This window comes from Campylobacter troglodytis (assembly GCF_006864425.1).
Lineage (GTDB): Bacteria > Campylobacterota > Campylobacteria > Campylobacterales > Campylobacteraceae > Campylobacter_D > Campylobacter_D troglodytis.
The window spans coordinates 20,471-32,985 of sequence record NZ_QHLI01000003.1 but is presented as its reverse complement, the minus strand read 5'-3'; the positions used below and the strand labels follow the sequence as shown (position 1 = coordinate 32,985).

11 protein-coding genes and 1 pseudogene are annotated in these 12,515 nt (G+C 35.5%); 4 read left to right on the top strand and 8 right to left on the bottom strand.

Annotation, left to right across the window (positions count from 1 at the left end; genetic code table 11):
- Positions 1-112: 112 nt before the first annotated feature.
- Entirely contained in the window at positions 113-2,218 is a 2,106-nt protein-coding gene (locus DMC01_RS01165; protein WP_142692473.1) for a TonB-dependent receptor domain-containing protein, read from the bottom strand.
- A 1,559-nt stretch (positions 2,219-3,777) separates the two neighbouring features.
- Here DMC01_RS01165 and DMC01_RS01160 point away from each other — a divergent pair.
- Positions 3,778-3,864: pseudogene (locus DMC01_RS01160) on the top strand (IS1595 family transposase); the annotation flags it as partial.
- 149 nt (positions 3,865-4,013) lie between these two features.
- Positions 4,014-4,178 (top strand): hypothetical protein, encoded by a 165-nt coding sequence (locus tag DMC01_RS13030; RefSeq protein WP_185908576.1) that lies wholly within the window; start codon positions 4,014-4,016, stop codon positions 4,176-4,178.
- Between the two features lie 238 nt (positions 4,179-4,416).
- On the opposite strand, the gene DMC01_RS01155 is transcribed toward DMC01_RS13030, so the two are convergent.
- On the bottom strand, positions 4,417-5,406 hold the full coding sequence (locus DMC01_RS01155; RefSeq protein WP_142692472.1) for a catalase: 990 nt from the start codon (positions 5,404-5,406) through the stop codon (positions 4,417-4,419).
- A gap of 588 nt (positions 5,407-5,994) precedes the next feature.
- Between DMC01_RS01155 and DMC01_RS01150 the strand changes: the two genes are divergently transcribed.
- A complete protein-coding gene (locus tag DMC01_RS01150) occupies positions 5,995-6,177 on the top strand; it encodes a hypothetical protein (protein WP_142692471.1) in 183 nt (60 codons plus the stop codon).
- A 266-nt stretch (positions 6,178-6,443) separates the two neighbouring features.
- On the opposite strand, the gene DMC01_RS01145 is transcribed toward DMC01_RS01150, so the two are convergent.
- Genes DMC01_RS01145 through DMC01_RS15695 form a run of 3 tightly spaced genes read right to left on the bottom strand, consistent with a single transcriptional unit; the run spans position 6,444 to position 9,612 of the window.
- Complete coding sequence (locus DMC01_RS01145; protein ID WP_142692470.1) at positions 6,444-7,586, bottom strand: HNH endonuclease; 1,143 nt, start codon at positions 7,584-7,586, stop codon at positions 6,444-6,446.
- Positions 7,583-9,106: a DNA methyltransferase gene (locus DMC01_RS01140; RefSeq protein WP_282432220.1), complete on the bottom strand. Its 1,524-nt coding sequence runs from the start codon at positions 9,104-9,106 to the stop codon at positions 7,583-7,585. Before DMC01_RS01140 ends, DMC01_RS01145 begins: the two co-directional genes overlap by 4 nt.
- Positions 9,107-9,108: 2 nt before the next feature.
- A complete protein-coding gene (locus DMC01_RS15695) occupies positions 9,109-9,612 on the bottom strand; it encodes a DNA methyltransferase (RefSeq protein ID WP_282432214.1) in 504 nt (167 codons plus the stop codon).
- A 320-nt stretch (positions 9,613-9,932) separates the two neighbouring features.
- Here DMC01_RS15695 and DMC01_RS01135 point away from each other — a divergent pair, with 320 nt between their 5' ends.
- Positions 9,933-10,121 carry a hypothetical protein gene (locus DMC01_RS01135; protein ID WP_142692469.1) on the top strand — a complete coding sequence of 63 codons (189 nt, stop codon included), beginning with the start codon at positions 9,933-9,935 and terminating at the stop codon, positions 10,119-10,121.
- A gap of 251 nt (positions 10,122-10,372) precedes the next feature.
- Here the strand turns inward: DMC01_RS01135 and DMC01_RS01130 are convergent, their stop codons facing one another.
- From DMC01_RS01130 to DMC01_RS01120, 3 genes are read right to left on the bottom strand one after another with little or no spacing between them, the layout of a single operon-like run.
- Positions 10,373-10,963, bottom strand: coding sequence for an NAD(P)H-dependent oxidoreductase (locus tag DMC01_RS01130; protein WP_142692468.1), 591 nt, complete (start codon positions 10,961-10,963; stop codon positions 10,373-10,375).
- Between the two features lie 9 nt (positions 10,964-10,972).
- Complete coding sequence (locus DMC01_RS01125) at positions 10,973-11,782, bottom strand: aldo/keto reductase (protein ID WP_142692467.1); 810 nt, start codon at positions 11,780-11,782, stop codon at positions 10,973-10,975.
- A gap of 42 nt (positions 11,783-11,824) precedes the next feature.
- Entirely contained in the window at positions 11,825-12,496 is a 672-nt protein-coding gene (locus DMC01_RS01120) for an NAD(P)H-dependent oxidoreductase (protein WP_142692466.1), read from the bottom strand.
- Positions 12,497-12,515: the final 19 nt, after the last annotated feature.

Below are 12,515 nucleotides of genomic sequence, written 5' to 3'. Positions count from 1 at the left end.
CATTAAAGCTTACAAACCAAGCTTAAATTCAAAACTTAAATTCACCAAGCCCTTAAATCTAGCCAAGCCTTGAAACCTTGCTTTAAATTTAAAGCTCAAAGCCCTTCAAGCCTTAAAAGCTTCCATTTACAGAAATATAATAGCGCCTTCTTTCTTCTATTCTATTATAATGCCCATTTGTAGGTGTATCAAATTCCTTTACAAAGTTCTTATCAAGCACATTATAAACTGCTAGGTTAAAATTCCAGTTCTTATTTAGCTCATATCCCACACCCACAGAGGCTAAGAATACATCCCCATAATAACGAGAGCCTCTAAAAAGATCAGTTGTTCCAGGAGTTTGACTACTTCCTCTGTATCTGCCAAGCTGCCACTCACCCTTGATCCAAGGACTAATACTTGCTATTTTATAGCTAGCCTTTGTGATGATGTTGTGCTTTAAAGAGCCAGCTTCTGGCTTTCCTACATTTACTCCGTTTTGATCCTTTTTAACCTTGCTATCAAGATAGGTATAAGATAGATTAAAGGCTAGATTATCAATAGGTCTTAGGGTGCTTCCTACCTCAAAGCCTCTGTATTCAACCTTGCCAAGATTTATAGCCTGCGAGCAAATTTCATTTGTAGCACACAAGACGCTGGTATTTGGCACTGTTGTGCCTTGGGCTACTGATTGAGATGAAAGCTTGTTGTCAAAGACTGTGTAAAATCCCGTTACTGAGTGAGTAAGAAAGTTGCTGTCATAAGTAAAGCCTAACTCGTAATTGATGCTAGTTTCCTCTTTTAACTTAGGATTTCCATATACATAGGTGGTTCCTTGCCCTGAGAGGTTGTAGTTTCCTGGGGTTAGTCTATTTGGAGGAGGTGCCTTGAAGCCTGTGCTAACCCCTCCTTTTAGCATTAAATTATCCATTATTTCAGCTACTACATAAGCTCTAGGGCTTACATTACTTCCAAAGGTATCGTGGTAATTATACCTAGCACCAAGGGTTAAAAAGACCTTATTAAAGATATTTAGCTCATCCTCTGCAAAAACGCCTAGCAAGGAGCTATTAAAATGTGTCTTTTCTACAAGTCTATCTCTAAATGTTGAGTATTGATAAGAAGCACCAAGGCTTAGGGTATTATACTCGCCAAGTGCTAAAACGCCTTTGCTCTCAGCTATATAATCCCTAGTTCTTAGATCCCTATTTGAGCCGTCTCTGCTAGTTCCAGTGGCTACTACCTCTCGTCCCATATTTGCATACTCGTTAAAGCTTAGGCTTGAGTTTAAATTAAGCCCATCATACCTTCCCTCATGTGCTAAATACCCACTTAGCTTTTTCATAATGACAGTTGGAGGATAGCCACCAGTATACAGACCGTTTGCTTCTCTAACAGTTCTATTTCCCATCTGAGACTGTCTATTATCATAATGATGATAGGAAAAATCCACATCTGCTATCACAGTGTTTTTCTCATCAAAAAGATAGCTTAATCTTGCTCCAAAATTATAAAGATTTGCCTTGGTTGGATTATCCCCTGCGTGAGGGCGGCGAATGGTGCCGTTTTGATTTCTAACATCAGCCGGATGTCTATAACCCGTCCTTGCTCTTAGCTGCACATCAAGCTTATCTTCAATGAGAGGTCCCCTTGAAAAGATGCCAAAATTAAAGGCGTTTCCATAGTCTCTATGCTCTTGTAAGAGGCTATCAAAGGACACAGAGGTTTGCCAGTTTTTACTAGCCTTTTTTGTGATGATATTTATCACGCCTCCAAGGGCTTCTGAGCCATAAAGCGTGCTCATAGGACCTCTAATGACCTCTATCCTTTCTATGCTAGAAAGAGGGGGCAAGAAGGTGTTGGTAAACTCGCCAAAGCCATTTGGACCTAGATCGTTGTTTGAGGTGGTTGACACCTTTTTACCATCCACAAGCACGAGGGTGTAGTTTGTAAGCCCGCGCATAGTGATGTTAAAGCCTCCTGTCTTGCCCTTGCTAGCGTGTAGATCAACTCCTGGAATTTCTCCTATGGCTTCTGCTAGATCGCGAACTGGCATCTTTGAAAGCTCCTCTCCTGTGATGACGCTTGTTGAGGCTGGGGCGTATTTGATCTCTTGCTCATAGCCTGAGGCTGAGATAACTGTGGATTCAAGGGTGTAGGTTTCATCGCCAAAGGCTAGCCCCCCCCCCCCCGCAACCATAAAAAATACAGCTGCTAATGAAAATTTATGCCTTTGCATAAGATCTCCTTGTTTTGATTTAAAAAATTCTTAATGTTAAATCAATAAAGATATTTTGAAAGCTTTTTGATTTTAATTAAGGCAAGTATTGTATTATTTTTCAGCTTAAAAATTTATGAAATTATGATATTTAGGATTAAAGTTAAAGATTTTTATTTGAATTTTTGCGAAGTTATTTAAGTTTAATATTTTTTTAAAACTTTGTGAAAAGTGAAATTTTGCAAAGAGATAAAATGGGGGGACAGTGGAGGTGGAGATGAAGTGGGGGTGAAGTGGAAGTGGGAAGATAGTGGAGGTGAAATGGAGGTGAAATGGAGGTGAAATGGAGGTGAAATGGAGGTGAAATGGAGGTGAAATGGAGGTGAAATGGAGGTGAAGTGAGGGAGTGGCGATTTTAGATTATTAAGCTTATGCTTTTTTGTGGGCTTGAAAAGCGATTTTAGCCTTTGAGTTAGTCTTTTAGTGCGCAAAGCTTTGATTTGTTAGGGCAAACCGAGAGAAAAAGAGCAAAATTAGGGCTTATTTACTATTTTAATCTTGTGAATTTTTTAAAATTTAAAGAGCTTTTATTTTTGAATTTAAGCCTTGTAAAATTTATAAATTATCAAAATTAAAATATATCAATATATAAATTCAAGGCATTTTGATTATATTTTGCTTCAAGCTATAAAAAAAGTTGCTTTGAATTTTTTTTTTTTTTGCGTAATTTAAGTTAGTTATTTTTTGTGCAGTTTTTTTTAGTAAGGTGTTTGGCTAAGTCGTAGATTTGCAAAAAGAGGGCTTTAAGTGATTTGTGTCTAGCTTTGAGCTTGTCCTTAAATAAACACCCTTAGCAACTGTTTTACCATAAAAAGCTTGAATTTTTTAAAGAAAAGAGCCTTTGCTAGACAAGATCTTTATCTATCTTGCAAATTTGAATTTACAAAACTAGCTGAAACTTAAATAAATTTGCAAGTTCTATCTTAGCTAGCTTGAATTTAACTGTTTGAATTTTTGTAATTTGTTTTAACCAATTTTAAGCAGATTTACTCTTATCAATTTTAATAAAACCTGATATAAATTTTGTCCTTCATTTAAAAGCAAGAGCATTAAGATAAAAAAATTAGGACAAATTCTCATTAAACTTTATTGAAATTGATAAGAGCAAATCCTATTAAGTTTAATTGAGTTTAAATTTAGCTAAATCCTTATAAATTCAAGCCAACATTCATCTTGCTTAAATGACTTTAAAACAAATTATATGTTTAAGGCTTAAAATTCAGTTAATTGTGTATGTTTGAGGACTCGGAGGAGAGGGGAGTTAAAGATAACATAGAAAGTCATATTTTTAAATGGCGATTGATACTTTTAGCTAATATAATTAGATCTAAAAAATTGATAAAATCGATCTTAGTATATGTTTTTGCCCTACATTTGAAAGCGAAAATTTAATCAATTTTAGAGTGTTTTTGTGCTGATCTTTGCGTAAGCAAAATTGCCCTCTTTGCAAGGTTTCTCGCCCTTGTGTTAATAGGATAGTGCAGCAAGCTTTTAACCCTTAAAGAGTGCGAAAAAATCTCAGCGGTGAAATCGAAGTTGATGAGAGCTACTTCGGTGGTGTGCGTGGAAAGCGTGGGCGCGGGGCTGGAAAAAAGACACCTGTGTTTTTACTTCGTTAAGCCTCTTGTCCCTTTGCGAGAAGGAATACTAAAATGCAATCGCACGAGTCTATACGCTCAAACATTTGCTCTGCCAAAGAGTTGCTACCCATCATAAAGGACTTTTCAGAGCTTAAAGAAAGTGAAATTTACAGCGATTGACTAAAATCCTACGGTGCCTTGGTGGATTTTTTGCTTCGTTACACTCGCAACTTTGCAAGAAGGAGCAAAGTTACAGGGTCAAACACGTTAAATTCGAGTTTGCAAATGGACGAAGCCATATCAACGAAATTGTGAATTTCTGGGGACCTTACAAAGGCTAGATTAGGGGGTTTCACGGGATTAAAAAGGAATTTTTCTACCTTCATTTGAAAGAGGGTGAATTTAGATACAATGTCAAGGTTAAAAACGAAAATTTGTATAAAATTTTGTTAAAATGGCTTAGGAAAATCCTAGCCATTTTAGCTAAAAGTATCAATCGCCTTTTAAATATAGCCAAATTCAAGGCTAAATTTACAAAGAGGGATCTTGCGATCCCACAGTCTTGTAAGCTCACAAGTTTTACTGTCTTCTACCAAAGGTAATGGCATATACAGAATTTCTAAGCTCAAATATATCATCCTTTGGCTCTAAGATGCCACTAGGCAAAACGCCAGGCATAAAGACCTCTTTATTACAGCCATAGCCTTCAAATTTGCTAATTTTTAAGGTTCCTAGGGGGATTTTTTTATGCTCACCCATCCAAAGGGCTGAGGTATTTTTAAGATCATCCTTTGCATTTGCAAGCTCAAGCTCAAGCTCAAATTCTATTGGAGCTTTTTTCACCTCTTTTTTGAAGTTTTTTTCTAAAAAGCTATCTCCTAGCTTTTTAAGCTCCTCCTCATTTAAAGCTAATACCCCACTTTTTGGCACAAAGGAAAAGCGAGCTGCAAGGGGCTTTTTGCCATTTTTTTCCTCAAAGAAATAAGCATGAACGCTGTGATAGGCATTGTTAGCAAAGCTAGGAGTAATGGGCAAGGAACCTACCTCTTTTGAAAAATTCACAAAAGAAGCCACCTTTGCTCTTTCAGCTGCTATTTGCTCTGCTGTTAGGCTCTTGTTTTTTTGCTGTAGCTGTAAATCAAAAAATTTGATAAATTCAGTAGCGTTTTTAGAAAAGGTTACTCTGGCATTTGTCATCGCCATTTCCCATTGCTCGCCGTTTGAATCTATCTTTAAGGCCATAGCCCTTACCTTTGAATTATCGCTTTGCTTTTCATTTCCCCCACCAAGAGAAAATCTAGCCTTAACCTCGCCTTTTTGTGTAAGCAAGGGTATGTTAAACCTAGAAGCTGCGGCCTCATTAGGTATAAACTCCCCACTAGCACAAAAGCCCTTTGAGTGATTGATCTTCTTTTTGGGATTTTTAGGATCTGCGTTTAGTTTGTAAAAATAATCCGCAATGATCTCCTCATTAGAACCAATAGGCTCAGCCACCCCAGCACAAAGCACAAAGCACAAGGCACAGCAAAGTTTAGGAACCTTCTTGCCAACTAAGTTTAAGTTTTTCATATTTGATCCTTTCTTATTTTGTTAGGATAGTCATTTTTGCATAATAATTTAAAAAATTTCTTAACATAGCACAATTTTAAAGGCTTTGAGGCAAATTTTGTGTAAAAGCTGTCCTTATTTTAGCCTTTTGATAAAAATTTCACACAAAGACAGTGAATTTTCAAGCTGGCTTATTTTAAAACTAAGGCTTAAATGCTTTTATCTTACAAAGCTCACACAAAAAGTGTATAAATTCACAAAGAAGCTTGAATTTAGACTCAAGCCAAGTATTCTTTAAGACAAGTTTGAGTTAATATTTGGCTTAAGATACTTTAATTTTATACAAGATCATTTTAAAGCATAAAGAGCAAAATGAAAAAACAAATATATAATTCATTCCCTAATCTCTTAAAATAAATTTAAAGAATTTTGAAATATTTTTTATTTCGCCTTTTATGCCCCTCATTTTGCAAGAATTGATTTAGAGGCGATAAAATCGCTGAAATTTGCAAAATAACTCATGCTTGTGTGAATGCAATTGTGCGAGAAATGCGCATTTTAATAGCCAAAGAGTGTGAAAAAATCAGCAAAATGAAGTTTTTTTAGAAAATGAGCGGTGAGATTAAAGGGGGCAAGAGTTATTTTTTACAAGGCTTTGTTCGTAACTGTGTAGTAGGAGGTGCAAAAAGGGTGCGAGCTAAGCGTGGGACTAGCAAGAAAAGATCTGTGTTTTTACTTTGTGTTACACACTCGTGCCTTTGCAATAAAAAGCAAAAACACAAGATTTTGTAAAACATAGCGAAAACGAGTTTGCAAAGAGACAAAACCACATTAGTGTAAATTGTGAATTTTTTTTGCTTCGTACTCTTGCAACTGTAAACAAAAGGGGCTTTGCAAAGTTTCGTTTAGCTAAATTTAATGGCTGAAAATTTTATCCTTCACTTAAAGGAAATAGAATTAAGACAAAAATTTTAAGGCAATATTTTCATCAAAATTTGCTGAAATTGATAAGCTAAAATTTCATTATAGTATCTTAAGCCATATTAAATAATCCTTGTTTAATTTATTAAATATTTTTTAAGATTGTATTCTAGGGCTATCTTAGCTGGGTAAAATTTAAGTTCTTTTGGAAGTAATATATTTTTATCTTTAATACTATCAAGTATGCCTGTTTCATCTTTTATGTCGGATGAATTTGAGGTTTGAATTTTAATCTTATCTCCCTCATAAACAAAGCCAAACAAGCCCTTATCAAACATCTTGTGCATCTCATAGCTTAAAGCTATGCCATTTGTCGTAGCAAAAGAACCTCCATCCTTGTAGGGTATAATATGTGCTGCTTCAAGCAAATAGCTACCCCTTACGCAAATGCACTCCCTTGTAATCGCACACTTATAATCATAAGCCTTTAAAACATTTTCTCTAAATGCCCTTTGTTCTTTTGCTGGACGAGAATTTATCCTTTGTTCATATAGCACAAATTCCTTATTCATCTTAGCTATAACCATATCTACAAGTGTATAATCAACGATGATTTTGCACTTTTCATCTATGATTAAAGCACTTTGCAAGAAATTATAAATGTAAGAAATGGGTCTTCTTAGCTCAGCTTGTAAGCTTTTATCAAGCTTAATAAAGGCATTTTTGTCGTAGTGCATTAGTAAAATTTGCTCCTTGTTGTGTGCTAGGATGTTTTGGAGTATATCTTTATCAAGATGCGTGAATTTATGGTGCTTTAAAAAAATTAAAAGACTAAGATAGGGACGAATCATATCGCTTGTATCATAATATGATAAGATTATTGTAAGCATTTCATAACGGTAGCTTTCTAGCTCATCAAAGCAAGAAATCAGCTTACTTGCACTCAAAGAGCTTATATTTTTTCTACCACTTTTTAAAAAGCTTTCATCATAAAAATTTTGTCTTAATTTTAGATTTTTCATAAAAAACTCGCCCCAAATTGTAAGCTTAAAATCCTTACTAAGAGGCTTGTCATAGTCAATTAAGCCTATTTTTCGCATATCTGGGTATTTGGACTTATAATTTGTGGGTATAAGATTAAGATATTTTTTTGCCCCAAATTTGTAAAGTGTGGGTAATTCAACAGCAATTAAATTAGATAAATTATGCTTAAAATGTTTAAAAGAATCAAAAAACAAGCCCGTATCATTTCTTTTGAATTTCCTTGCTAATTCTTTCATAGCTTATCCTTTTGTAGCACTATAATGCTTTCTCTTAAATAAAATTTAGTTAAGTTATCAAGCGTTTTCATTTGCTGGGCTGAGGTGTTAATCTTTCTTGCGATGATAAGCTCTTTAAGCTTAAAGCCTATTTTTTCAGCCTCTCTAGCTAGAATTTCATCTGTTTTTATAGGCACACCCTTATAACAAGAATTAGCCACGACAATAAAGCAAAAGCCATCATTTTTAAGTAGCTCAAAGCATTTTTGCAAGATTATTTTCATATCATAAAAATAGTTTTTTAGCATAGTAATTGTGCTTTTATCTAAGTTTTTATCTTGCAGTTTTTCTAGGGCTTTTTGCAAAAGTTCGTTCTTTATGAAATCATTTGTGTTTAAATTTGCATTTTTATTGTTTCTTAAAGCACTCTTTTTGAGGCTTTTCCACTGGGCATAGTCCTTGATTATGCCACTGCTCCAAAGTTCCATCTTATATACCTCAAAATAATCAAACAAATTCGCATAGGGAGGGGAAGTAAGCACGCAATCAACCCTTATATCAAGGCTTTTTGCAAGACTTGATGTATTTTGTAAATTTATTTCTTTTGTGTTCTCTTTATCAAAAGCACTTTTTAGCTCAAATGCCCTACACAACAACTCTTTCATATAAAGTATAAGCTCTTTTATCTTGGATTTTCTATATTTTATGCCATTGCCATCTTTTTTGTAATCAAGCATTTTGTCAAGATTTGACAAAAGCGTGTATTTAACAAAATGATAAAGTTCTTTATCAAAGCCCTTGAAATGCTCCATAAGGCTCATTATAAGGGAAAATTTTTCCTTGTTTGCGTATTTTTCAAAGGGTTGCCACTTTGGCAAGGCAAAGGGGCTTACGAAATCTTGATTAAAGTTTTCAAGCAGTTTTAAAGCCTGCTTTATCTTTTTTGAATTTAAAGGTGTAAGCTTTGCCAAACTTACATTTATAGCAAAGGGGTTTGTGTCAAAGCCAAAACAGCACTTAGTCTCTTTGCTTAAAAAACTACTTCCCACTCCACAAAATGGATCAAACACAGAAGCTATCTTGCATTTGAATTTTTGCTTTAAAAATTCAAGCAAATAAGGACTAAAGGCTTCTTTGTAAGGAAAAATCTCATTTAAAGAATCAGCTATTTTTTCGCTATTTATGAGCTTTGAGACATCTTTGTCAAAGCTGTATAAATTTGAGGGCTTTTTGATAGCATTAAGCCTTTGCAAGGCTACAAGGCAGTAGCTTTTTGAAAGCTCAATGCCTATGAACTGTCGATTTAACTTAGAAGCTACAAGTGTGCTTGTGCCTGTGCCATTAAAGGGGTCTAAAACAAGGTCGTTTTTGTAGGAGTAGATTTTTAATAATCTTTCTATCAAATCCTCTGGGTAGGGTGCTGGGTGGGTGTCTTTTTTGGCATTGTTACTAGCACATAAAATGCCTTCAAAGCCTTGGTCTTTGTCCTTGTCAAAATACCAAAGATTTTTGGTCCATTCCTTAAATTCCTCGCTTGTAATGTCTATGAATTCGTGTGGGTCGCCCCCCCCCCCGTTATCTTATGCACCCTTTCATCCTTATAAAATACAAGCACAGCCTCGCCAAGCGGACGAAATGAGGGGCAAGATGGGCTTTTCCAGCTACCCCAAGCTGTGTTATTGCCCTGAAAATGCCTTATATCCTTGCCCTTATGCCAAGAAATTAGCTCAAATTCCTTAAAGCCTATTGAGTTTAGAATTTGCATCATATAAATGCTTAAAAATTTAACCTCTTTGCTTTCTTTATTTTTCACAGCAAAAGGCACATTTACGCAGATTCTACCCCCACTTTTTAGCACACGGTAGCATTGAGAAAAGATCTCTTTCATAGAGTTAAGATAGTCGTTAAAGTCTAAGTCATCATTGTAGTTTTCGTATTTGTGTGCGACATTATAAGGGGGCGAGGTTATGATTATATCCACAGACTCATTAGGGATAAAATTCTTTAAAATGTAATGGCAATCGCCATTTAATATCTCTTGTAGCATCTTCTATCTTTGAATACAAAATTAAAGAGATATTGTAATCTTAATTGGCTTAATTAAACTTAAATCAAAGGGTTTGTAAGCTAAGTCCTATGAAAAACAAAAGTCCGTTTCTAAATTTCGCCAAATGTAAGGGAAATTTTAAGGTATTTTTTACTTTGCTTTGCGACTTGCCCCTTTGCAAGAAGCCTTGATTTATAGGCAAAAAAATCGCTGATCTTTGTCAAATGCGTCATTAAGCTTTGTATAAGATTTTCAAGCAAATTCGCATTTTGATAGCCAAAGAGTGTGAAAAAATCAGCAAAATGAAGTTTTTTTAGAAAATGAGCGGTGAGATTAAAGGGGGTGAGAGTTATTTTTTACAAGGCTTTGCTTGCAACTGTGTAGTAGAAGATGCAAAAAGGGTGCGAGGTAAGCGTGGGATTAGCAAGAAAAGATCTGTGTTTTTACTTCGTGTTACACACTCGTGCCTTTGCAAGAGGAGCAAAGACACAAGATTTTGTAAAACATAGTGCAAATGGATTTGCAAAGGGACAAAACCACATTAGTGTAAATTGTGAATTTTTTTGCTTCGCATACTTGCAACTGTAAACAAAAGGGGTTATGTAAAGTTTCGTTTAGCTAAATTTAATGGCTGAAAATTTTGTCCTTCACTTAAAGGAAATAGAATTAAGACAAAAAATTTAAGGCAATATTTTCATCAAAATTTATTAAAATTGATGAGAGAAGATCCTATTTAGTTTAATTGAAACCCTTAATGTTATTAAGAAACAAAATTCACCCTAATATGCTGCCTTAAATCATTTTCCCACTTGGCGAAATTGGGATTTTTATATACATCATTTACCATAAAGCTTGGTAAAAATTTGCTAAAACCTAAGAATTTAAAGATCTTATAAATATGAGTAAAGACCTCATCAACCCCTCTGCCATCAAAGAATTCACCTACCTCATTAAAGGCATAAAGCGGGGCATTCCAAGTGGTGCTTAGCATCATAGCCTTGCCCTGACAAAGCCCACCGCTTCCATATTTCTTACTTGCATCCGTGCGACTTCTTCCATCGCTTTTAAAAAGCACTCCAAGAGCCTGATCTCCTATGGCTTCGTCAAAGTATTTTTTCACAAACCAAGGCTCGCCCATCCACCAGCCAGGCATTTGCAAGATGACACAGTCAGCCCACTCCCATTTTGCTACCTCATCTTTAATCTCATAGCCTTTTTGTATATGGGTGATTTTAAGCTCCTTAGCTAGCTTTTTTAGCTCCTCTTGCATAATCTGCGTAAGGGCTAAATTTAACTCGCCCTTTGATTCTCCGTGCTCACCGCCCCCATTTAAAATTAGAATTTTTTTCATTTTTTCTCCTTAACTTATATAACTTGTCCAAGAAAAAGAGCTTTTGTTTTCATCAAAGCTTCTTAACAAATCCATATCATCCTCTTTAAGCGTAAAGTCAAACACCTTGAAATTTTCTTTTATATGTTCAACCTTAAAGCTTCTTGGAATTACTTGCACCCCTTCTTGGATTAAAAAACGCAAGATGATTTGAGCTGGGCTTTTTTCATATCTTAAAGCTATCTTTTTAAGCTTTTCATCCTTTAAAATAGGCTTTTCTCCTGCCATAAAAGGACTCCAGCTTTGAAGTAGTGTACCCTTTTCTTTCATAAGTGCCTTTAAAGGTCTTTGTTGTAGCTTTAAATTCGTCTCGCATTGATTAACCATAGGCACTATCTCGCAATGTTTAATGAATTCGCTGTAGGTTTTCATCCCAAAATTTGAAACCCCTATGCTTTTAAGCACACCCTCTTTGTAAACTGCCTCCATAGCCTTATACATAGGCTTTGAGCCAGGGTATTGATGGTGGATTAAAAGTAGGTCTATGTAGCTTGTATCAAGGCTTTTTAGGGATCTTTCTATGGCTTTTTTTGTGCTTGATTCATCCTCATTATTCATAATCTTTGTTACTATGAAAAGATCCTGCCTTTTAAGCTTACTTGCCTTAATCGCCCTTCCTACCTCTGCTTCGTTTTTATACATTTGTGCTGTGTCAATGAGCCTATATCCTATTTCTAGGGCTTTTTCAATGAGCTCTTGCCCCATTTCATCATTCAAATAATCTGTGCCAAGTCCAAGGGCTGGCATTTTAATGCCGTTGTGTAGTGTAAAATGCTGCATAATTATCCCTGTGTGAGTCCCACCTACTTGGTGGGGGTTTGTTTAAACGATTTGAATGATCTTATCTAAGCTTTGTCTTGTTTTGGCGTGTTTTGGAGGATTTAGTCTATATCCAAAAGAACACATCACAGCAGCACCTAGCTTTTTGGTGTCAATTATGCCCTCTTCTTCTAAGATCTTATCCACCCTTGCTTGATCAAAGCCCTCAACAGGACAAGAATCAAGTCCAAGTAAGGCTGCAACACTCATCATATTGCCAAGGGCTATATAACACTGCTTGCAAGCCCAGTCAAAGACCTTTTGCTCGTCATTGTAGATATTGAAATTATCCTTTTGAAAGCTTTCAAAAAAACCCCTTTTGATCTTTTGAATTTCCTCATTAAGCCCTTGAACATCCCTCATTATATAGGTGATATAATCAGCATCAGGGTGAAGATCTGCATTTTTTCTAGCTAAGAATATTATAAACTCACTTGCGTTTTTAAGACCGTCTTGTCCTCCCCAAACTGCACCGTGAAGCTTAGATCTAAGATCCTTACTTTGAACGATTAAAAATTTCCAAGGCTCAAAGCCAAAGGAACTAGGACTAAGCCTACCTGCTTCTAAAATAGTGTCAAAATCAGCCTTATCAAGCTTTTTAGAGCCATCAAATGCCTTGCATGCATTGCGGAAATTAAAGGCTTCGATCACCTTTGCATTGTCTAGTAATTTCATTTTTTCTCCTTTAAATTTA